Origin of the sequence: Anabaena sp. PCC 7108 (assembly GCF_000332135.1) — a bacterium.
Classification (GTDB): Bacteria; Cyanobacteriota; Cyanobacteriia; order Cyanobacteriales; family Nostocaceae; genus Anabaena.
On the sequence record NZ_KB235896.1, the window covers coordinates 2,239,358 to 2,260,663 of the forward strand.

Consider the following 21,306-nt stretch of genomic DNA (forward strand, 5'->3'; position numbering starts at 1 on the left):
ATCAACTAAAAGACTGACTGTATAAGGTTCATAGCTCTTAGACCTTGTTGATAATACTTGCGCTTATTAGGATTAAGTCTCATTAATTGGGCTAGTAAAGGTTGACAATTATCCATAAAACTGATCCAAGTATAACCATATAGACCAATATAAAAACTGCTATGTCGTCTGGTACTACGGCTGTTTTCTTTAACTCTTCCGACATATTCTTGTACTCCCTTGCGTTTAATTTGTTGTCCCTGAATTGTGGCTGATGTGTAGGCAATAGCTATTAATAAAATTAGTGAAATCAACCGTTCTCCCGTGACTTTCGTATCTTCTAAATTATAACCTCCTGTTTTAAAATCTCTAAACATTTCCTCAATATCAAAGCGTTGTTTATAAGCTGTAATAGCTGCTCCTAACTCTGGTAAATCTGTGAGAATAAACCATCCTTCTTTTGGTGCTATACCCTGGAGTTTCCTTTTCCATTTACAGGCTAAATTAAAATATCCAAAACCTCTAAGTTTCGTAACTTTAACTCCCGGCAAAAATAACGATAATCCCGGTGCTAATCCCAAATCTTTCAACTCTAACCAAATATCTGATTCTTTTTTGACAAATTCATTCTTTCTTAACCTTAAACAAAAGCTTAAACCTTGCTGCTTCAACCAGTTCGCTAATTTGACAGAACAGAATTCTCTATCTCCTAATACACATATTTTATATTTTTTTACTATCGCTAAAATCTCGGTCAACGCTTCTGTTTGTTGTTTGAGATTGCTATTTCCTTTTTGCTTCAATAATTCAAAATATATCGGTATTGCTCGTTTCTCCCACACCATGCTGATCATTAATAAATTTATACATGACCATTTAGTCCGGTCTATTACTAGATATATTGTTTCTTTCTCTTGAAGGTATGTCTCTAACCAGACTTCAATTATGGGTAACCATATCTTCTTTATTGTTAATTTTGGCAATGATAAAAATCTTTGTATTTTTCTGCGTCTACTTTCAAATTTTATGGGTATTGGTAAGGCATTCGCTAAACTTTCTAGACTTACCTGTTTAATTGACTGTAAAATCTGAAGCAGGATTTTTAACAATAGGTATTCTGCTAGACTTAATTGACTTCTGAGATGGTTTTGATAGAATGTTGGTATCATTTTCATTAGATAGGTCTTATTGACAATACTTGACCTATCTTTTTTTACCATAAATCGTCACATTCTTTACATTGCCTTACTTTCAGCCTTGTTTGTCTCCCCTTCAGATCAAGACCACTATATTTATTTCCAGATTTCTTTAAAGATAAAGCTGTAGAACATCTAATAGGAGATGGGATAAAAGCAGAAGATTTAAACGACGATAAAATAGGTAGAGTCATGGATAAACTCTATAAATATGGATTAACTAAACTATTCTTAATCATTGCCTTAGAAGTAGTAAAGAAATATGGAATAGACACAAAATATTCCCATTTAGACTCAAGCTCATTACATTTACACGGGGAATATAAGAATTGCCTAAATAATCTAGAGAAAGAACTAGGAATAAATAGAGAACATCCAATTATAATCACACAAGGATATTCGCGTGACCATCGTCCAGACTTAAAACAATGTATATTAGATTTAATAGTAAGTAGTGATGGGGATATACCATTATTTTTTAGAGGAGCATCAGGAAACGAATCAGATAAAGCAGTATTCGCTCACATCTTAGTAGAATATTCTAAACAAATAGATTTTGAAAGTATCATGGTGGCGGACAGTGCATTATATAGCGAAAGTAATTTAACATTAATGTCAAACATGAAATGGATAAGTCGAGTACCATTATCCATTAAAAAAGCAAGAAATTTAGTGAAAGCCTCCATCAATAATGACATGAAAGCCTGTAAAATACAGGGTTATAGTTATCTGGAAGAGAAAGTATCTTATGGAGGAATAGAGCAAAGATGGTTATTAGTAGAAAGTGTAGAGAGAAAAAAAGCAGACTTAAATAAACTAGACAAAAAAATCCAAGAAGAGTTATTAAAAGCTAACAAACTAGTAGATAAATTAGAACAGGAAGAATTTGCTGATAAATCTTTAGCCGAATTGAAAATCAAAGAAATAACAACCAAATTAAAATATCATCAAATATGCGAGCGGGAAATTACTGAAACCAATAAAGGGAAAACAACAGTTTATAGAGTGAAATGTAAATTAAGAGAAAATCAGGAGTTAATTACACAACAACAAAACTCGTGTGGCAGATTTATTTTAGCCACCAATATTCTGGATACTATTGAGTTAGAGTCAGAAGAAATCCTCAAAATATATAAAGAACAACAATCTACAGAAAGAGGATTTAGATTTATCAAAGACCCGTTATTTTTCGCGGATAGTCTGTTTGTCAAAAATCCTGAAAGAGTAGAGACAATGATGATGTTAATGGCATTATGTCTTTTGGTTTATAATTTAGGACAAAAACAATTAAGAATGTCATTGAAGGCACAAAAAGCCACAGTGAAAAATCAACTGAATAAACCCACAGAATCTCCCACATTAAGATGGATATTTCAATGTTTTCAAGGGATTCATCTTTTGATGATACAAGGATTTCAACGAATTCTTAACTTAACAGAGTCGCATCATCATATCTTGCAATTCCTACCTACTGCTTGTCAAAAATATTATTTATTATCTTAGTTTTTCTCTGGTTTTACGATTTCATTGGTTATCTTTTTGATAACTGATTGCACACCTTAAATTAAATATTATTGTTGAAATAGCTTTTAAACACCTTCTAAAGCTCAACTTTGTGTGTTCATAATTTTATTTTACATTGATACGTAATTGTTCAAACCATAAGTTTTAATTGACCGTCAATGTAGTTAAATTATGCTACTTTTTGAAGTGCGGAATGTGGGTTTTAACTTCTTCAACAACCACAATAATGATGATCTAGTCAAAATCAAAGTAGAAGCGCAGCAAGTAATAATCGACCGGTATAAATTAGCCTCTTACATTGCTGCTGGTGTAGTTGCTGCTTCTACCATGATGGCTTTAGGCGGTGTTGGTTTGCTATACTTTGGTAAAATTTCAGAAGCAACTTTAACAACAGGTGTGGGTGCTTTAGCTACCATGACTAGCTTTCAATATGCTAAACAAACAAAAGATGAATTGCTGGATATGCTGAAAGAAGCAGAGAAGGGTAATTAATCAATATTGGTCATCCTGTTTCAAATTATTTAGTCATCTTTAGATGACTTCAGCTATGAGACTGGGAATTAATTCCCAGTCGGAACTACCCCAAATTTAGATTTTCTGTTAATACTGTAAAAGCTCAAATTCCCATCCTGTGAAATATATCTATAGAAGTCATATTTGATTTTTGAAAAAAATTAGGTATTGTAGGGTGCGTCAGACTCCATAAATTCTATTAATAAACAGATTTGTAATATCTGACGCACCTACGTATCTTTTCATAAATCAAATATTATTCCTATATCGTAGATGAAACATTATGTCTCACAATTCCAATTCCACAAACAACCACAACCAAACAATAAAAATAATTGCTGTCACAACAATAGTATTATCTCTAACAGCTTGTACCAACAACCAAAATACAACACAATTAAAAACAAATAGCGAAGCCGTGGGAGTTTCCATTCCTGAAAATCAAACTAATCCGAAATCACAATCAACAGCTAAAACCGAAAACTTGAATTTTACCGTTCCCCCTCAATTCCAAGGAAAGACAGTTTATAAAGTTGAACCCAAAAACAACGAGAAAGTTATTGCTTTAACTATTGATGATGGTCCCTGGCCAAAAACCACGGTAGAAATGTTAGATATCCTCAAACAAAATGACATTAAAGCCACATTTTTCTGGGTAGGAACTTCCTTAAAAAATCATCCCGAAATAGCTAAACAAGTTGTAGCAGAAGGACACGCTATTGGTAATCATACATGGAATCATCTATATAAACGCATGGATGCAGCCACAGCTAAAAGTGAAATTGAAAAAACAAATGAATTAATCTATCAAACAACAGGTGTAAAAACATCTTTTTTCCGTCCGCCAGGAGGCTATTTAAACAACGGATTAGCCGCTTATGCTAAAAGTCAAAAAAACTCTGTTGTCATGTGGTCAGTGACCTCAGCAGACACCGATCCTCGTGCAAAATATCAAGTATTCGTTAAAAATATTCTCAGAGATGCTAAACCCGGCGCAATTGTGTTAATGCACGATGGTGGTGGAAATCGTGAAAGAACTGTCAAAGCCTTGCCAGAAATTATCAATGGACTCAAACAGCAAGGTTATAGATTTGTCACAATTCCTGAGTTATTAGAAATGGAAAAATAAATAACACAAAATTTTATGCCCAAAAATTATCATTTTTCGCGCACAAATAACCTCAAAAAAATACAAAATGTTATTGCTGCTGTCGTCATCATTCTTTTGATTATCTCTGGAATAATCATATTACCTAAAATACCAGAAATCTCTCTCACTAATCTCAACGCAATTCCAGTAACTCCCCCACCATGTGAACTGAGTGATCAATTACAGCCACCAGCTAACACCGCAAATCTGACTTTTAACATCCCAGATAAATCTCAATCTCAAATTTTTCGTCGAGTAAAACCTAAGAATAATGAAAAAGTTATTGCTTTAACTATTGATGATGGTCCGTGGAAAAAAACAACTTTAGAAATTTTGGATATTTTCAAACAAAATCATGTGCAAGCCACATTTTTTTGGGTAGGAACTTCCTTAAAAAATAATCCTGAAATTGCCAAACAAGTTGTAGCCCAAGGACACGCAATTGGTAATCATACCTGGAGTCATTCTACTCAACCCATGAATCCCATCACAGCCAAAAACGAAATTGAATGTACCGCTCAACTTATTTACACAACTACAGGAGTGAAAACAGCCTTATTTCGTCCTGGTGGTGGTAGGTTAAATAACGGATTATCGGCTTACGCCAAAACTCAAAACTATGCCATTTTTAAATGGTCAGTAAATTCAGGTGATTCTAATTCATCTGACTCACAATTTATTGTTAATAATGTGATCAAAGGTGCAAAAACAGGCGCAATTGTATTATTGCATGATGGTCGGGGCGATCGCACCAAGACAGTCAAAGCCTTGCCAGAAATCATCAACAGACTTAAACAGCAAGGCTACCGATTTGTCACACTTCCTGAATTGTTAGAAATGCAACAATAATGGTTTAATCAACATTCAGCACTTTTAACCGCATCACAAAGTTGAGACTCATACCAAAGTTTATACAAAAAGAACTCAGTCTGATAGCTCATCATAGTTACAAATACACCAACAGCATCCTCAGAACCATCTGATAACCAAGAACCTTGAAGCGTCACTTCCAGATAGTCAGCATCACAGGTACACAATGCAATAATTTCACCATCGTGTCTTTGTACCTCAGTCTTCAACCTTTCTACTCCCGGTAAATCAACAGGAAGTAAAAAGGAAGCCGTACTAGGTTCAAAATGTAGAGGTTGACCAACCCGTAGTGCCAAAATCACTCTTTGCGCCACCCATTCCTCTATTGACGGAGTGAGACACTCTAAATAAAAGCTCCCTTCAGTGTAAGTTAATTTCAGCATTTCCTATGCTCTCCTGTTATTCCAGGTTTGCTTGTAAATCAACCCAAAACTTTTCCGCAAAAGAAACAGCTGGGTGAATTGGTGGTTTTGGTTTGGTACGCAGTTGCATCCCAATTTCAGCCAGACTTTTATCGCCTTTACGAGAGTTGCATCTAGAGCAAGCTGTGACTACGTTATCCCAGGTATGCATTCCCCCTTGAGAACGGGGAATCACATGATCCAGTGTTAGGTTTTTTTTAATACCACAATATTGACAACTGTGATGATCTCGCCGCAACACTTCCCGTCGATTGACTGGGGGAACTTTCCACATCCGTTCAGCAGCAGCAATTTTTAGACGAATGTGCTTTGGTACAGAAATTACCAAGCTAGGTGAGTGAATTAACCAGCCTTCTTCTGTAGAAAAATCTACTGGTTCTGCCTTATTTGTTACTAACAAGACAATGGCTCTCTTAATATTTACCTGACACAGTGGCAAATAATTTTGAGAAAACACCACTACGGATTGCTCTAACACTCGCATTACGCTCGTCACAGCTTGACTCCTTATTAAAAAACCCCCACTTCTGATTTAGATGAAGCGGGGGTTAGAAATTGACCTGATATCTTTCTGGTCTTATTGCGGTACAGCATTTTTTCTTCTGTACCTCCCGCTTCTTACATCTGGTTCTGGTTTGCTATTCAGCACATCGAGGCTGATATATCTAGAATCATAATTAAAATCTTCATTACCCTGTGTGTTTTGCCCTTGATGCTGGCTGCTATTGGCGTTCATAAATAAATACTCCACTTCCGCAGCACTAAATTCCCTACCAGTTGGGAATTTGGTGGCACACAAAGAAGTAGAGATCGGGTAAATGGATTTCACAGAAAATTTCACCTATTGAACATTTCTTTAAACATACTACACTTGTATTACTATCTTGTCTATAGTTATAAGGAGAAAAAGTCATGCAGACCATCGCACGCACCTCAACAACTGATATGGAAGTCACCAGCATCCGTTTGGAGCGGGAACTGAAAGATAAACTCAAAGAGATAGCTGGCAATCAGGGATATCAGGCTTTAATTAGAGATATCCTCTGGAATTATGTACAGCAAAAATCAGGTGAATGGAAACCGCGATTTTCCCGCACAGATATTAGAGCTAGTATAGCGGCTACCGCGCAGCAAGAAGAGCGATGTGTGCTTACCGGCAAATCAATTCAACCTCAACAGCCGATGTTATTAGGATTAACCAGAAATGGCGATATGGTTCCACTCAGTGTGGAGAGCCTGTCGCTATAGCGCATTAGTTTGATTTTATTTTGACAATCTCTCGGTTTATAACCGGGAGATTTTTCATTAATACGAGTTAGATTCGCTTAATTCCTTATCAAAAAAACTCTCCGCATCAGTTCTAAATACAGCTTTTGAATATAACATATTAATACTCATCTAATCAGTGTTAAAACGGATGATATTTATAAGAAGTTTTATGAAATTCTAGAGAAATTACGGTTTATGTAAAGTAACAGCCGGGATATCCTGGTCTAGAGACAGTAAAATAACCTTAGATTAAACTACTATCGAAAATCTTTGAAAAAAGGTACTTGGATAGAGAATACAACTATACGATAGGTACTTGAAATTAATTCATAAAGCAGGTATATAACCTTAATTAGAGTATATAGGGGTAATATCTAGCGAAAGTTTTCATAAAATACTTGTGACTCATCCGTTTTCTGCAATAAAACTAAAGGTTAATCAAATGCAAAAAAGTTGGTTGCAAATGAAAAAAATGGATCATTATCCACAGGCACAACAGTAATGAAAAAGCATTTATTATCACCGCCTCAGTACGTAAATAACGTAGAACAAAGACAACCATACCAAGTCAAGCCAATGCAGCCACAGGAAAAAACTGCCCATGCGTTGGCACAGAGCATAAATTACATAATTGCTAATAGCACTACAGCAGCATCTATGCTGCACGAAATTGCTCATTTATTAGGGGTTGAGTTTAAGGTAGATTGCTGTTGCCTAGTCACAAGTGATGGAGCTAATGAATCAGCAATGGCTAACTGGTGCCATGCCAAATATATGGGATTACCATTCTCAGACGAGATATTGCCAATAGAACAGTTGTTGATAAGTTCACCGATAGTGCAATGTGCGGCTGAACCATTGACGATTGATGATATTTCCACGATTCAAAAAACTCTGATAATTGGCTGTCAGTCTTTGCAAATACCGATTAAATCGGTTTTAGCTATCCCTACCCGATTTGGTGGCCAGAATAATGGCGTAATTAGCCTGATAAAATTTCAACCCTATGATTGGAATGAATCAGAAAAAGAACTACTCAAGGCAGTAGAGTCATCTTGTGCGATCGCATTTGCTCAAGTAGCACAAACACAAATCATTACTACTCAAAAGCAGTCTCTACACAATAGCAGCCAACATCAAAGTTTAATTAAGCAATTAACTATACTAAGCCTTAGTAACTTGGAGTTGAATCAAATGCTCCAGTTAGTCATTTCCTCGACTGCTGAATGTTTAGAAGCTGATCGAGGGTTACTCATTTTATTAAAATACACAGATCCACTGTTTTGGAAGTCCCAAAAACAAATCCCCACTGCTAAAGCCACAGTAGTTGGGGAATGGAGTAAAACTCAACACACTGAGAATACAGAGACAGAAAAGTTGGAACATTCTTTTTTATTGTCAGATTGTGGTTTATGTCAGCGTGTATTTACAGAATCGGGGAAACCGATCATGATAGACAACTCTACAGAGCAAAAAGATAATTGGAAACCCCATCCCTTATTTGCCATTGATGAGTTTCCTGCCACACTATTAATGCCATTGGAAAGTCAAGGTAAAGTTTTAGGGTTCGTGGTGTTACAGCAAGCTGTATCTCGTAATTGGCAACCCGCAGAATTAAATCTAGTAGAAATGGTATGCGCTCAATTGAGTAACGCCATCATTCAGTCACAGACTCTGCGACAAGTCCAAAATTTAGTGGATGAGCGCACTGAACAACTCAAGCGCAGTTTAGAAGTACAGGCGAAATTATACGAAAGAACAAAGCAGTATGTTGAGCAACTGCAAGAACTCAATGAACTCAAAGATGAATTTGTCAGCAATATTAGCGATCGCTTGCGTTATCCCCTCACCAATATGCGGATGTCAATCCGTAACTTACGTTTACCAGGAATTTCACCTGAGCGTCAAACTCGATATTTAGATATTCTCGAATCAGAATGTACTAAGGAAATTAATTTAATTAATGATCTCCTCACTCTCCAAAAACTAGAATCCCATCAAGAAGCACCACAACTTGAAGCTATAGATTTAAGCACCACAATTAATAACATTCTCAACTCTGCTGAAAAGCAACTCACAGATAAGGGATTAGTTGTTTACGTAGATTTACCTAAAGAGCCGTTAAAACTCCAAACCGAAATCGAGAGTTTTGATCGTATTTTCCAGGAACTGTTGACTAATGTCAGTAAATACTCGGAGCGTAACACTGTTGTCCACTTACAAGCTACTCACAGAGTTGAACAACAACTTGATAGCGAAGCGCTCGGTAAGAATCAAGTGATTATTAAAGTCACTAATACAGGACGTGGTATCTCACAAGAGGAAGCAGCCTATATTTTTGATAAGTTCCGTCGCGGTAAAGGAAGATGGACTCCAGGTACTGGATTGGGACTGGCTTTAGTTAAGTCTCTAGTATTGCATTTGAATGGTGCGATCGCTATTGAGAGTACTCCCATTGCCAATTCTGACTTGAGTGAAATTTGTTTCACCTTGACTTTGCCTCAGTTTTCCGTCGCCAATAAAGCATATTAAATAATTCGTAATTCGCAATGCTCCCTTCGGGAGAGCTACGCTAACGTAATTCGTAATTTGTAATTTGTAATAGATTCATTAATGGTAGGGGCAGAATTTCCCCGCCCTTCATTGTATTGCTATTTTTAAAAGACGAATCCTGACCGAAGAGGACGCGGAGAGTCGCCTGTGTCCGATGTCCGACGCAAATGGTTTCAAGCCCCCGATTTGAGTCCTGGAGAAGAAAAAAGACATTCCTTGCTGGAATCCCCTGGCTTTAGACATGGGTGTCCCCGCGTCCCCGTGTCTTCTTCAAAGTCCTACTTTTTACCCATTTTTTCTATAACTGCTAATTTCATCAGGGATGTAACTAATAAATATAGACAAAAAGCACATACACAAAAAATCGCTATCGCCCAATTATTATATTTGGTGATTATCAAAATTAATCCTATTAACATACTAAATCCTGTTAAACAAGCATAAATCAAGGTTTTGACAGCTAGATAAATTCGTCTTAATATGCGATCACTTTCAACAGTTTTAACCCTTAATTGTAATTCTCCCCTTTCAACTCTTGCTTCTAAATTTTTAAATAAAACTTCGGCTTTATTCGGTTTGGTAAGTTGATATTGGAGAAAATCTCCGGCTTGTTTGCTTAACTGGATCAGAGTATTTCCTTTACTTTTTGTGACTGCCAGACTTTTTACAAATGATTGGGCTGACGCTGTAGGATTATATTTAGGATCTAAAGTTCTCGCAATACCATCTAATGTGGTTAAGGCTTTTAAGATAAATGTCATTTGAGCAGGTAAACGAAATGGTTGCTGTTCAAACATTTCATAAAGTTCGCTTTTCAACTCACCTAATGCTTTAATATCTAAGGGTTTGTCTGTGAATTTATCTAATAAAAATGTAACTAATCTTTTCACTGGAGTCATATCTGAGATAGGTTCAAGTAATCCCATACTTATTAAAGTATTTACTACTTCATTACTATCCTTTTTTAACACAGCAAAAAAAGTCTTAATCATCTGATCTTTATCCAAAGTTCTGATTTCTGCCATCATGCCAAAATCGTAGAATATAATACTACCATCTGGATTGACTGCCATATTCCCCGGATGAGGATCAACTTGGAAAAATCCATCTTGTAATAGTTGCTTTAAATAACAACAAATCCCGGTTTCATTTACTTTATTAATATTAATACCACAGGCTTCTAAAGCCGCTTTATCATTGATTTTAATTCCCGGTCTATATTCTAAAGTTAATATCTTAGTTGTGGTATATTGCCAATATACTTTAGGCACAATAATCCGGGGATATCCATGAAAATTTTCTCTGAATTTATCAGAATTTCTACCTTCTTGAATATAATCAATTTCTTGAAACAATAAATTAAAAAATTCATCATAAATCGCTTCTAAGTTATACTTTCTAACCCCAATAAAATACTGATTACAAAACTTAATTAACTGCAATAATATTTTAAAATCTAAATTAAATAAAGCTTCTAAACCTGGACGTTGTACTTTAACAACCACCTCTTCGCTAGTATATAATGTAGCTTTATGAACTTGACCTAAACTGGCAGCAGCCAAGGGATTAAATTCAAATTCTTTATAGATAAATTGGATAGGTTTACCTAATTCTAATTCAATCATAGCGATAGCTTCTTGACTACTAAAAGCCGGAACTTGATCCTGTAAAGTTCCCAAAGCTTCCACATATTCTAAAGGTAATAAATCAGCGCGAGTTGACAAAGTTTGACCAATTTTAATAAAAGTAGGACCCAAATGAATTAAAGTATTAACTAACCAAGTAGCGCGACTTTTCTTATGTTCTAAAGAATCTTGAGGAAAAATGCTATCCCACCAAAGACATAACATAAATTTACCCGCAGCCATGAAAATGTCTATTTTTCGAGATAAAGGAGAATATTTAGTTTTTTGCCACCGAAATTTTTTAGATTTTGCTATCATAAATACAAACAAAATTTGATCTCTGCATGATTGATTTTTTGTAATAACTATTTTTAAACTGTCAGAACTTCTGTTAGTTTCTTTTCCTGTTGTTCTATTTGCTGCGCCATTTTTTCCAGCAGTTTTCTGACACTGGTTGGAGTCTTTTCCCAATTTTTTGAGGCTATCTGCTCTAACTTATTGACGCGCTTCTTTTCCATGTCACTTAATTTATCAGATTTTGAAGGCAATGTTTAAAGACCTCCAAACCAATTTTCTCGCTATTCATCAACGTACAAATTAATTAGCTACAGTATAAAACTAAAAATTTAATGTAGATGCAAGAGTACATTTGGCTTTTACATAAAAACAATCAAAAGTAGAAAAGTCAATACACCTGTCTTTTCTACTTATTTATGTATTAACTTTTTTTCAGTACCCCCAGGGGAATTCGAATCCCCGTTACCTCCGTGAAAGGGAGGTGTCCTAGGCCTCTAGACGATGGGGGCATTGGACTCAGACTTTTAATAACATAACTGATTTTTTAAAGTCTGTCAACAGATTTTTTGAAAATAATTTTGTTAATCTCGAAATGACAACTGAGCGATCGCCATTTTGGGATGAGATTACTGTACAGACAACAAATTAAGCACAGCGTACCCTGTCGCCAGACAGCAAAAAAAGATGTACCATAAGAAACTAAGCATGAAAAAATCTCTTAATTTCTTAACAAAGGGTATGCTGTTGTCCCCTGTAGAGTTAATATTTATGATTCTTTACAAAGGATTTTGAAATCAATCACTCAAAATCTACAACATGGAAGCATCTTTTGACATCACCCTACAAATGGTGATCACGGTTTTCGCAGGCATTAGCGCCCAGGTAATGGCTGCATACTTCAAACTACCTAGCATTGTCTTATTACTCCTTTTAGGCATCCTACTAGGTGCTGATGGAATTGGATTACTGCACCCGCATACCCTAGGAACTGGACTGGAAGTAATTGTCTCCCTAGCCACAGCAATTATCTTGTTTGAAGGCGGACTCAAATTAGATTTGCGGGAATTGGGTAGAGTTTCAGTCAGTTTGCAATTACTTGTCACCCTAGGAACACTAATCACCCTCCTGGGTGGCAGCATGGCGGCTCATTGGCTGGGAGAATTTCCTTGGAATATAGCTTTTCTCTATGCCTCCATCGTCGTTGTTACAGGGCCAACAGTTATTGGTCCCCTACTCAAACAAATTAACGTAGACCGACAAGTGGCTACGCTGTTGGAAGGTGAAGGCGTTTTAATCGACCCAGTCGGGGCTATTCTCGCCTACGTTGTCCTAGATACGATTTTGAATGGTGACGCAGATCCAATTAACGCCATTATCGGTTTATTGCTGCGTTTGGGAGTGGGAGGCAGTATTGGTGCTGTTGGTGGTTACTTGATGAGTTGGATTTTCAAACGCGCCAATTTCATATCTTTTGAACTGAAAAACTTAGTAGTTCTGGCAGTGCTGTGGAGTTTATTTACCCTAGCGCAGATGATTCGCAGTGAGTCAGGAATTATGACGACAGTAGTAGCTGGAGTGGTATTTGCTAACTCATCAGTTCCAGAAGAACGCCTGTTGCGAAGCTTTAAAAATCAACTCACAATTCTCAGTGTTTCTGTACTGTTTATCCTCCTAGCTGCTGACTTATCTATTGCCAGTGTTTTAGCGTTGGGTTGGGGTAGTTTATATACTGTTTTGGTCTTAATGTTCGTTGTTCGCCCAATTAACATCTTGTTCTGTACTTGGAACAGTGATCTCAATTGGCGACAGAAGCTGTTTTTAAGTTGGGTTGCACCAAAAGGGATAGTTTCTGCTTCTGTGGCATCTTTATTTGCAATTTCGCTGACACAGAGGGGGATTAATGGTGGTGATGCAATTAAAGCTTTAGTGTTCCTGACAATTATCATGACAGTCTTCTGTCAAGGGTTAACAGCTGGCTGGATTGTTAAATGGCTACGCATCACCTCTAAAGATGCAACTGGAGCTTTAATTGTTGGTTGTAATCCTTTGAGTTTGTTGATTGCCCGGTTTTTTCAAGAACGGGGAGAAAACGTAGTGATGATTGATACAGACTCCCAATATTTTACTCAAGCTGAAGCCCAAAATCTCCGGGTGATTGCTAGTAGTGCGCTGGATGCCGAAGTATTGGAAGAAGCTGGCATTGCTTCTATGGGTACTTTTTTGGCAGTGACTAATAATGGGGAGGTCAATTTTGTCTTAGCTCAACGGGCATCTGAGGAATTTAGTCCGCCCCGTGTTTTAGCAGTGTTTCCCCGTGATCCTCAAGCTTCTAACTCGACTAATTCTAAAGTTGATCAAGCTTTTGTATCCGATTTACCAATTAAAACTTGGAATGAATACTTGAATGATGGCAGAGTCAAGTTGGGGACAACAACTCTCAATGAGGAGGAATTTACCAGCCAGCAGGAGCATATCCAAGAAAAAATCCAGGCTGGTTTGTTAGTACCATTGCTGGTAGAACGAGAAGAACGTCTACAGGTGATGTCCGCAAATCAAGAGTGGGAAATTGGCGATCGCATTATCTACTTATTACACGATTCTAGACCAAACCTGTTGAAACGCTTATCTGGCGCTAGTCAGTCTACGCCTCTGTCTTTAGAAACTTTAGCAGAAGTAGAAGAAGTCCCGGCTGCTAAATTATCTCAACTTTCTGCTAGTGAGGCATCTACTAATTGAATTAGAAACTTACAAATAAAAAAATACCCTATCGCTTTGAGGTTAAGGGGCTTTCTAGCAGGGACACGAAAATTCGTTTTGATGCTGTAAAATTAACCAATTTATTTTTTGGAGTTCTCTTACACCCTTTTAGTGAGAGCTTTCTCCCTCTGATCATAATAAAACCGACACCTACACAACAGATAAAATTATGGCATGGGAAACATTGAAAAATCAGTAATTAACCTCAAAACTATTGCCGGATAAGGATAAACTACATCCGTAAATCCTTAAACTTAGTGAATTATGTAGTAACTTTTTTAACCATTTTTGCGAAAATGAAACTTAAAACTACAGTTGATCCATTAAAAAAATAAAAACTGTCATATCACTTGAATCTTCCTGTTTTGAATGGCAATATAGGAAGTTATTATTTGATTAGAGAAACCCATCTCTAAGATGGCAGTATCGTCTAAAAAATAAAATTACTAGCAAAGCACGGCAGAAACGGGTCAGTATTTAACAATAGCTTAATTAACAGCTATATTCTATTGAGTGTTACAGCCTTCTGCCTTCTTAAACTAGTCAATCGCAACTGAGCCGAGTGAACGATAAAAGCTATGTCTTACGTCTCCCTGCTGAAAAATATACCAGAAATATTAAGCCAACCAACTGGGATAGCAGCTATAGCCTCTCTTGGCATCCACGGTGCTATTGCTTTGATTGTGCCATTAATGCCTGTTGATTCCAGTACAGCCCCAAAAACAGATTCATCGAAAGCAGTCGGATTAATGGAATTGAGTCCAGCAGACCAAAGCCGTTTACCACAAACTCTTGATACATCTCAAGTTGCTTTGCAACAACCTCAACTGCCGCTACAACAGCAACTACCTTCAGCCAATTTTGAGAGTCAGTCAACAATATTACCACCCTTACAAGCACCTTTACCTAACCAACAAGCATTGCCACCTATCCCTACTTCATCTGGGAACTACAATCTTTCTTACTTACCTAGAAGCCAGCCTAGTTCGAGATTTACAAGAAACGACTTTAGCCGACAAATTTCCAATTTTCAAGTTAGAAGTAGATTCTCTCCATCAGCTTCTCCTTTTGTTGATGATCTAGACAGTAAGATTAGAGAGACCGAACCACTGAATTTAAATAGGTTGCCACAGGTAGAAGCAGAAAATAAACTATCAGGGGAACCACTGAAGAACCCATCTCCTGAGCCGATTGATATTGGCTCTACTACAGCAAACGGAGTTTCTCAACCCCAAAAAATGCAGTTAGGGGATAACGTAGCTCAAATTGGTCAAAATTCTTCGTCTCAGGCGCTTGGGGAACAATCTCTACCAGGTAATGGCCAATTAGCATTGGCAGGAAAAGGTTTACCAGCATTACCAGAAAATTCAACCAAGAAGCCACCAGAACTGCCTGCTTTTAGCCAGTCTGATTCACAAGGACAGAAAACGCAACAGTTACTGGCAAATCTCACTTCTTACAATAAACTCAGAAAAACAATCCAGCAAGAATATCCTAACGCCAAAGAACAAGCAGTGATTCGGGAAACTATTTCTACAGATAAGCAAAACCTGGAAGGTAATGTTTTGGGACGCTTAGTTGTAGATTCTGATGGTAAAGTCTTGGATATCAAGTTCCAAGATAGGTCAGTTGCACCGGAACTGCAATCAAAGGCAAGGGAATTCTTCAACGCCAATCCACCTAAAAGTGGTAAGCTAACCAGCTCCTATCCGTTTCACCTACGGTTTAAAAATCAAAACAATAATAATATTCCAGCAGCAACTTCTGAGCTAAAGCCTTCACCAAATAACAATTCCGAAAAAGCACCAGAGCCGCAAAATAGCAAAATAAACCCCTCAACTCCAGGTGTCGTCATTATCAAAACTTCACCTACTGCAACAGTAAGTAGCACTGAACCTGCTGCCTCTGGTGAGTCTACTCAAAAATTAATACAACAGTTACGTCAACTCAAGGAACAAAAACAAGACTCTAATCAAAAAAAATAAAATCACCTGGGGATTTAGATTGTGGGTTGGTTATCTCCCCAATCGTTTCCTGCTGAGAATCAAGTATTGACATACCTCCTCGTCCTAAATGAATGAGGATTCCTTGACACTTCGCTGGGTTGCGCCACAAGTGGTCTTACCATCCCTCCATGTCAGAAGTTGAAGCTGCTTGATATTTGATAGCGCATCTAATGCTATTACCTAATTTCCTGGTAATCTGCTGTAATTTACACACATAAGTTACAGCCACTTCACCAGCCTTTTTCAGCTTTCTGGAAAACATAAGCTCCTACCTCTAAAATTTCCTGGTAGCTTAACTTTTTCTTGAAAGCGGGCATAGCACCTTTACCATTCTGTATTTGGTAAATAATAGCCTGCATGGGTTCGATGTTATACTTTGGCAAGTATTTTGATAAAGCTTCTTTTCGTAAAGTTTTATCCTCAATGAGGATATTAGCGCCTCCTATATGGCAAGCAGTGCAGTTAGCATTAAAGATTTTACTCCCATTGAATGTTTCTGCTGCTAAGGCTGGATGAATGAAGGTTAGTTTAAATAAAGCGATCGCTAAAACTAGAATTAATAAAACGACTCTCAAGATATTTTCCTCGTAGCCAGCATCCAGCATTTATAAAATATCATGTATGGCAGGTGACTCTTAACAGTTTGAAAAGTCTTTTGCTGTCTAGGTTGTATCATCTGTTGGTGTCCTAGCCGCCCTGTCTGTTGCTATATTTTAAAAAAATATGAATTATTTAATTTTCTGTTCTGATGGTTTGAGCAAACTTGGATAAAAATTAGCGGTAACTAGTTTCTCCCTTAATTGCCATACAGTGTTTAATCTGTCAGATAGGGATAAAACTTATTACCGCTGCATCACTTAATGATCTAGAAAAATCGAATAGTTGACATACCTCCTCGTCCTCAAGGAACGAGGATTCCTTGACACTTCGCTGGGTTGCGCCACAAGTCGTCTGACCATCCCTCCATGTCAGTGTCAAAGTTGGAAGTTTTCTAACCTGCAACAGTGATTTTACCAATCATACCAGCTCCACGGTGGGGTTCGCAGTAGAAGGTATAATCACCAGATGGTGCGTCTGCGGGGAAAGTAGTTCTTTGCTTTTGACCAGGACTCATCAATAATTGCTTGTAAGACAAAGATTGAGCTAAAGCAGCATTCTTTGCAGGGTTTTTGGCTTTGTCAAACACAACATTATGGGGGGGAACTTTGTTATTAACCCATTCGATTGTATCGCCTGGCTTAATGGTCAATGCTTTGGGTTGAAATTGCAGCATTCCTTTATCACTACCCAATTTGATGGTGTAGGTTTCAGCCGATGCGGTGGGACTGAAAACAGCAAAGCTGCTCACAACTAAAATGACAGTCAACACAGTTAAAGTCAAGCGTCTCCAGCTTGCGGTCATCAATTTCATGGCTCTATCCTGATATGTAGTTTTATTTTCCTGTTCTCATTTTAAATACAATTAACGCCAAATATGACAATCTGTCATATATAAATTTTTTTCAATAATTGACGAATATCACTAACAACATCAGGGCTGGAATCCAAACAAAGCTCCGAATCCTGCTTCCAGAGAGCAAAATCAAGTATTATGCTTGAATGCACGTAAGGATTCAGGACTCGGAACTAAGATTTTTCCAGCGTAAGGGCAATATTGCCCCTACTTTAGTAAATAGGCAGTCTAACTAGCAGATGTTTAGTAATAAATCTTACCACCACCCCATTTAGTACCAACAACTTTAGGTTGCAGGAGGATATGACCTGCGATCGCACTCAAGTCTTCATCTGTCAAGTTTCTCATTTCTGTAAAAATATCCGCACTCTTGATGCTGGGATGTATTTCAGAAATTTCTTCTTCACCATCGTAAGTTGTGGGACTTTTCATGTAGTCTACTAACCCTTCAATGTTGTCACGCTTGGGTGTAGCTAAAGCCAAAGCTTGTGGTTCTAGTCCTACGTTTTGGTTAGTCTTGGTTACACCCCCAGCATGACATTGAGCGCAAGCGTAATTAAATAAGCGTTTACCTTCTTTAACTTGCTTCAAGCTGAGTACAACAGTATCACCTTTATCATTCAATGCTACTGTTCGGATGGCTGCATCCAGTTCCAACGCTGTTGCACTACCAATGAACAGCTGAAACGTCAGCAAAACAGTAGCAACAACGCCAATCAATCTTCTAAACATATTTCCCCTTCAAATTTTTAATGCTCAACACAGCTAAGACACCCATAGTTTCAAAAAGCATAGATATTTCTCTGATGCTAAAAGTTTGCCGGGTATAATGCCGACGGGGAGAACTACAACACCCCTGATCCTGAGGCTAAAAGCTATCAGGATTACTTTGGTAAAATATTCTCGCTATCATTAACATCAGCATGAATCAGTTTACCATTAGCTGCTCTACACAGCTGCTGACCCTAATTTTGTCCATAACTGGGAATTAATAGATTTGATACTTTGATACAAATCTTTATTAAAAACTTTACAAATTGAAATGTTAACTTTTTCCACCAGTAAAAGTTACACCTTGAATAAAATAGCGGTTAAAGAAGGCATAAATTCCCAAAGCTGGGAGGGTGAAGATCATAGAAGCTGCCATGATGTAATTCCAATAGCTGATATATTGACCTTTGAAAGTATTTAAACCTAGAGGCAGGGTAAACATCTCCGGGTCAAATAATATCACCAGTGGAAGTATAAAATTATTCCAACTGCCCATAAAAACAAAAACTGCCTGTGCAGCTAGTGCTGGTTTGGCCAGAGGTAAAACAATATTTTGGAAAATCTCCCAGGTGTTTAAACCATCTAATTGGGCTGCTTCTTCTAATTCTTGAGGAAAATTAACAAAAAACTGCCGCATCATAAAAATAAACGTAGCATTCACCATACTAGGCACAATCATGCCTTGATAAGAATTAAGCCAACCCAACGCTTTTAAAATCAAAAATGTAGGAATGAGGGTAATTTGTGCGGGTACTGCTAGTACAGCTAAAATCAGGAAGAACCAAAAACGTTTACCAACAAATCGCAATCTAGCTAAAGCATAACCAGCCATTGAATTTAAAAGTAAATTTAAAACTGTAACGCTAAAAGCAATGATAATACTGTTAAATAACCAGTGGAAAAATAGGGGTTCTTGGAGAAAAATTTGCTTGTAGTTATCGAGAGTAAAATTTTTGGGAATGAAATTTGGCTCACCGTTAATAATTTCTGAAAGTGGCTTAAAGGATGCTGACAGCGCCCACAAAAACGGAATTAGGGTGATAATTGCATAAATTGTTAACAATAGATATAACAAAACTTTCAGCCAGGGCAATCGAGAAATTAAATTCACATTCTTGCGCCTCCAAAAATGCGCCGTTGAATCAAAGTGATAGTAATGATAACTGCTGCCAGTAAAAATGCAATAGCGGCAGCATATCCAAGTTGTAAATTTCTAAATACAGCCTGATAAATTAGCAATACTACCGTCAAAGTAGCGTTATTAGGTCCACCAGTTCCGCCAGAGAAAATGTAAGATTGATCAAATAATTGAAAAGTGCCAATTATCCCCACTGTTACTATAAAAAAAGTCACAGGTTGCAATAAAGGAATAGTAATACTTATAAATCGATCCCAACCATTTGCCCCATCTAAAGCTGCTGCTTCATAAAGTGTTTGGGGAATATCTTGTAAAGCTGCTAAATAAATCACCATGTAAAATGGAGCAGTTGACCAAATATTCATGATCATAATGCCTTTTAATGCAACTTTTGGATCTCCTAACCAGTTATATTTAGGTAATCCAAAAAAGGCGAGAAAATCATTTAGTAATCCATCGGTATTATAAATCCACATAAAGATGAGTGTTAGGACAGCAGAGGATGTAACTGTAGGTAAAAAATAGAGAATCCGCCACCAGTTTTTTCCACGAATACCAGAATTTAAAGTAACTGCGAGAATTAAAGCCAAAATGGTTTGACTGGGAACGACAATTGCCACATATTCTGCTGTATTTTTTAACGCAATTCCTAATTGTTCATCTTCTATCAAACGGGTGAAATTACTCAAGCCAATAAATTGATATTTAATATCGCCTAAAAGTTGAACTTTGTGGAGGGAAAGAAAGACAGCGTAGAGGATGGGGAGAATAACGAAAGTACCTAAAACTAAGATTGTGGGCATCATGAACAGATACCCGGCTAGATTTTCGGTAATTTTCCAGGGTTGGTTCCTGTTTTGTCTGTTGATGGGAAACACAACTAGACCTCGATAATTTTCTATAATTTTACAGCTTTTATCTCGTTCCCAGTCTCTGACTGGGAATGTCTTGAGGGAGGTTCTACCTCCTGTTCAAAATTCGTTATTAGTGTCTTTTCACACTGACAGAAGGCAGAGCCTTCTAAACTGCATTCCCAGGTAGAATCTGGGAACGAGGTAAATAAAGAAGTAAATATTTTAGTAATTAAATTTATTGTAAATCTTCTATCCAACACAAATAACTAAACAGCTTATCGTTAGACAGCGCATTATAAAATCTTTCATCAGCCGTTACCATTTGACAATCGTTATTCACAGCTAAAGCTAGATATACACAATCATACACCGCCTGTTGAACTCTTACGGCGATTTCTAAAGCCATTGGCATTAAAGGAGAAGATAAGCAAACTTGCAAAGGCAATTCTAAAAGTAATTCCAAATCATTTTGAGCATCATCTAAGGTCATTTCTCCTCGACGCACACGCTTCCAGAAAATATTTGCAATTTCTGGAAAAAAGAAATCAGGAACTAATAATTGGTAATTTGGTTTATTTAAACGTAATGCTGCTTGTGAATGGATTTCGGGTAACACCCATTTAATGCCAACATTTGCATCTACCACAAATTTACTCAACCGTTTCTGTCCTCACGCAAAAGTTCAACACTATCACTAAAAGTTTTACCTAAATGGCGCTGACGTGCAGCATCTATTTTTGCCCATGCTTGTGCTTGAGCAGATTCTTGATTGACTAATTTATCTTCTACAAAATTTTCTAATATTGCTTTAACTTCATCTTCTAAACTGCGGTTATGGCGTTGCGCTAAAACCTGTATTTTTTCTAATACAGAAGGATTAATATTTCCTATTACAACCTGAGTTGTCATATTACCTCATTATGGCTACA

The 21,306-nt window shown here is 37.2% G+C and carries 21 protein-coding genes and 1 tRNA gene; 8 read left to right on the forward strand and 14 right to left on the reverse strand.

Annotation, left to right across the window (positions count from 1 at the left end; translation table 11 throughout):
- Positions 1-5: 5 nt before the first annotated feature.
- Complete coding sequence (locus ANA7108_RS0110955; protein ID WP_026104115.1) at positions 6-1,148, reverse strand: IS4 family transposase; 1,143 nt, start codon at positions 1,146-1,148, stop codon at positions 6-8.
- A gap of 36 nt (positions 1,149-1,184) precedes the next feature.
- Between ANA7108_RS0110955 and ANA7108_RS27205 the strand changes: the two genes are divergently transcribed.
- The 4 genes from ANA7108_RS27205 (at position 1,185) to ANA7108_RS0110975 (ending at position 5,211) form a co-directional block, all read left to right on the forward strand.
- Positions 1,185-2,678, forward strand: a complete 1,494-nt coding sequence (locus ANA7108_RS27205) for an IS1634 family transposase (RefSeq protein ID WP_237741560.1) — start codon at positions 1,185-1,187, stop codon at positions 2,676-2,678.
- Positions 2,679-2,870: 192 nt separating this feature from the next.
- Positions 2,871-3,191, forward strand: a complete 321-nt coding sequence (locus tag ANA7108_RS0110965; protein WP_016950834.1) for a hypothetical protein — start codon at positions 2,871-2,873, stop codon at positions 3,189-3,191.
- Between the two features lie 304 nt (positions 3,192-3,495).
- Positions 3,496-4,341, forward strand: a complete 846-nt coding sequence (locus ANA7108_RS0110970; protein WP_016950835.1) for a polysaccharide deacetylase family protein — start codon at positions 3,496-3,498, stop codon at positions 4,339-4,341.
- 15 nt (positions 4,342-4,356) lie between these two features.
- A complete protein-coding gene (locus ANA7108_RS0110975; RefSeq protein ID WP_016950836.1) occupies positions 4,357-5,211 on the forward strand; it encodes a polysaccharide deacetylase family protein in 855 nt (284 codons plus the stop codon).
- An 8-nt stretch (positions 5,212-5,219) separates the two neighbouring features.
- Here the strand turns inward: ANA7108_RS0110975 and ANA7108_RS0110980 are convergent, their stop codons facing one another.
- The 3 genes from ANA7108_RS0110980 to ANA7108_RS0110990 form a co-directional block, all read right to left on the reverse strand.
- On the reverse strand, positions 5,220-5,615 hold the full coding sequence (locus ANA7108_RS0110980) for an alr0857 family protein (protein WP_016950837.1): 396 nt from the start codon (positions 5,613-5,615) through the stop codon (positions 5,220-5,222).
- Positions 5,616-5,631: 16 nt separating this feature from the next.
- Complete coding sequence (locus ANA7108_RS0110985; RefSeq protein WP_016950838.1) at positions 5,632-6,138, reverse strand: HNH endonuclease; 507 nt, start codon at positions 6,136-6,138, stop codon at positions 5,632-5,634.
- Positions 6,139-6,231: 93 nt separating this feature from the next.
- Positions 6,232-6,483: a hypothetical protein gene (locus ANA7108_RS0110990; protein ID WP_016950839.1), complete on the reverse strand. Its 252-nt coding sequence runs from the start codon at positions 6,481-6,483 to the stop codon at positions 6,232-6,234.
- 83 nt (positions 6,484-6,566) lie between these two features.
- Between ANA7108_RS0110990 and ANA7108_RS0110995 the strand changes: the two genes are divergently transcribed.
- Together ANA7108_RS0110995 and ANA7108_RS0111000 are read left to right on the forward strand one after the other, a co-directional pair.
- Positions 6,567-6,902 (forward strand): hypothetical protein, encoded by a 336-nt coding sequence (locus ANA7108_RS0110995; RefSeq protein ID WP_016950840.1) that lies wholly within the window; start codon positions 6,567-6,569, stop codon positions 6,900-6,902.
- A 522-nt stretch (positions 6,903-7,424) separates the two neighbouring features.
- Entirely contained in the window at positions 7,425-9,455 is a 2,031-nt protein-coding gene (locus ANA7108_RS0111000; RefSeq protein WP_026104119.1) for a GAF domain-containing protein, read from the forward strand.
- A gap of 299 nt (positions 9,456-9,754) precedes the next feature.
- Here the strand turns inward: ANA7108_RS0111000 and ANA7108_RS0111005 are convergent, their stop codons facing one another.
- From ANA7108_RS0111005 to ANA7108_RS0111010, 3 genes are all read right to left on the reverse strand, one after another.
- On the reverse strand, positions 9,755-11,419 hold the full coding sequence (locus ANA7108_RS0111005) for an AarF/ABC1/UbiB kinase family protein (protein WP_026104120.1): 1,665 nt from the start codon (positions 11,417-11,419) through the stop codon (positions 9,755-9,757).
- Between the two features lie 53 nt (positions 11,420-11,472).
- Positions 11,473-11,649, reverse strand: a complete 177-nt coding sequence (locus tag ANA7108_RS30170) for a hypothetical protein (RefSeq protein WP_158318359.1) — start codon at positions 11,647-11,649, stop codon at positions 11,473-11,475.
- Between the two features lie 185 nt (positions 11,650-11,834).
- Positions 11,835-11,907 (reverse strand) — tRNA-Glu (locus ANA7108_RS0111010).
- A 307-nt stretch (positions 11,908-12,214) separates the two neighbouring features.
- Here ANA7108_RS0111010 and ANA7108_RS0111015 point away from each other — a divergent pair.
- On the forward strand, positions 12,215-14,134 hold the full coding sequence (locus ANA7108_RS0111015) for a sodium:proton antiporter (RefSeq protein ID WP_016950843.1): 1,920 nt from the start codon (positions 12,215-12,217) through the stop codon (positions 14,132-14,134).
- Positions 14,135-14,733: 599 nt separating this feature from the next.
- Entirely contained in the window at positions 14,734-16,140 is a 1,407-nt protein-coding gene (locus tag ANA7108_RS0111020) for a hypothetical protein (protein ID WP_016950844.1), read from the forward strand.
- A 251-nt stretch (positions 16,141-16,391) separates the two neighbouring features.
- Here the strand turns inward: ANA7108_RS0111020 and petJ are convergent, their stop codons facing one another.
- The 7 genes from petJ to ANA7108_RS0111055 all read right to left on the reverse strand — a co-directional run bounded on the left by petJ (position 16,392) and on the right by ANA7108_RS0111055 (position 21,286).
- On the reverse strand, positions 16,392-16,766 hold the full coding sequence (gene petJ / locus ANA7108_RS0111025) for a cytochrome c6 PetJ (protein WP_016950845.1): 375 nt from the start codon (positions 16,764-16,766) through the stop codon (positions 16,392-16,394).
- Positions 16,767-17,152: 386 nt separating this feature from the next.
- The gene (gene petE, locus ANA7108_RS0111030) at positions 17,153-17,572 is read right to left on the reverse strand and encodes a plastocyanin (RefSeq protein WP_016950846.1); all 420 of its coding nucleotides are present in this window, start codon (positions 17,570-17,572) and stop codon (positions 17,153-17,155) included.
- 285 nt (positions 17,573-17,857) lie between these two features.
- The gene (gene psbV / locus ANA7108_RS0111035; protein WP_016950847.1) at positions 17,858-18,346 is read right to left on the reverse strand and encodes a photosystem II cytochrome c-550; all 489 of its coding nucleotides are present in this window, start codon (positions 18,344-18,346) and stop codon (positions 17,858-17,860) included.
- Between the two features lie 313 nt (positions 18,347-18,659).
- Complete coding sequence (locus ANA7108_RS0111040) at positions 18,660-19,496, reverse strand: carbohydrate ABC transporter permease (protein WP_016950848.1); 837 nt, start codon at positions 19,494-19,496, stop codon at positions 18,660-18,662.
- Positions 19,493-20,326 (reverse strand): carbohydrate ABC transporter permease, encoded by an 834-nt coding sequence (locus tag ANA7108_RS0111045; RefSeq protein ID WP_016950849.1) that lies wholly within the window; start codon positions 20,324-20,326, stop codon positions 19,493-19,495. Before ANA7108_RS0111045 ends, ANA7108_RS0111040 begins: the two co-directional genes overlap by 4 nt.
- A 286-nt stretch (positions 20,327-20,612) precedes the next feature.
- Positions 20,613-21,035 carry a type II toxin-antitoxin system VapC family toxin gene (locus ANA7108_RS0111050; protein ID WP_016950850.1) on the reverse strand — a complete coding sequence of 141 codons (423 nt, stop codon included), beginning with the start codon at positions 21,033-21,035 and terminating at the stop codon, positions 20,613-20,615.
- The gene (locus ANA7108_RS0111055) at positions 21,032-21,286 is read right to left on the reverse strand and encodes a hypothetical protein (protein ID WP_016950851.1); all 255 of its coding nucleotides are present in this window, start codon (positions 21,284-21,286) and stop codon (positions 21,032-21,034) included. Before ANA7108_RS0111055 ends, ANA7108_RS0111050 begins: the two co-directional genes overlap by 4 nt.
- Positions 21,287-21,306 lie beyond the last annotated feature (20 nt).

Coding starts and splice junctions, on each gene's coding strand:
- ANA7108_RS0110955 (WP_026104115.1), bottom strand. CDS start 1,148: ATGATACCAACATTCTATCAAAACCATCTCAGAAGTCAATTAAGTCTA.
- ANA7108_RS0111020 (WP_016950844.1), top strand. CDS start 14,734: ATGTCTTACGTCTCCCTGCTGAAAAATATACCAGAAATATTAAGCCAA.
- ANA7108_RS0110975 (WP_016950836.1), top strand. CDS start 4,357: ATGCCCAAAAATTATCATTTTTCGCGCACAAATAACCTCAAAAAAATA.
- ANA7108_RS0110965 (WP_016950834.1), top strand. CDS start 2,871: ATGCTACTTTTTGAAGTGCGGAATGTGGGTTTTAACTTCTTCAACAAC.
- petE (WP_016950846.1), bottom strand. CDS start 17,572: ATGAAATTGATGACCGCAAGCTGGAGACGCTTGACTTTAACTGTGTTG.
- ANA7108_RS0111005 (WP_026104120.1), bottom strand. CDS start 11,419: ATGATAGCAAAATCTAAAAAATTTCGGTGGCAAAAAACTAAATATTCT.
- petJ (WP_016950845.1), bottom strand. CDS start 16,766: ATGCTGGATGCTGGCTACGAGGAAAATATCTTGAGAGTCGTTTTATTA.
- psbV (WP_016950847.1), bottom strand. CDS start 18,346: ATGTTTAGAAGATTGATTGGCGTTGTTGCTACTGTTTTGCTGACGTTT.
- ANA7108_RS0111015 (WP_016950843.1), top strand. CDS start 12,215: ATGGAAGCATCTTTTGACATCACCCTACAAATGGTGATCACGGTTTTC.
- ANA7108_RS0111000 (WP_026104119.1), top strand. CDS start 7,425: ATGAAAAAGCATTTATTATCACCGCCTCAGTACGTAAATAACGTAGAA.
- ANA7108_RS0111055 (WP_016950851.1), bottom strand. CDS start 21,286: ATGACAACTCAGGTTGTAATAGGAAATATTAATCCTTCTGTATTAGAA.
- ANA7108_RS0110985 (WP_016950838.1), bottom strand. CDS start 6,138: ATGCGAGTGTTAGAGCAATCCGTAGTGGTGTTTTCTCAAAATTATTTG.
- ANA7108_RS0110970 (WP_016950835.1), top strand. CDS start 3,496: ATGTCTCACAATTCCAATTCCACAAACAACCACAACCAAACAATAAAA.
- ANA7108_RS0110980 (WP_016950837.1), bottom strand. CDS start 5,615: ATGCTGAAATTAACTTACACTGAAGGGAGCTTTTATTTAGAGTGTCTC.
- ANA7108_RS0110995 (WP_016950840.1), top strand. CDS start 6,567: ATGCAGACCATCGCACGCACCTCAACAACTGATATGGAAGTCACCAGC.
- ANA7108_RS0111045 (WP_016950849.1), bottom strand. CDS start 20,326: ATGCCCACAATCTTAGTTTTAGGTACTTTCGTTATTCTCCCCATCCTC.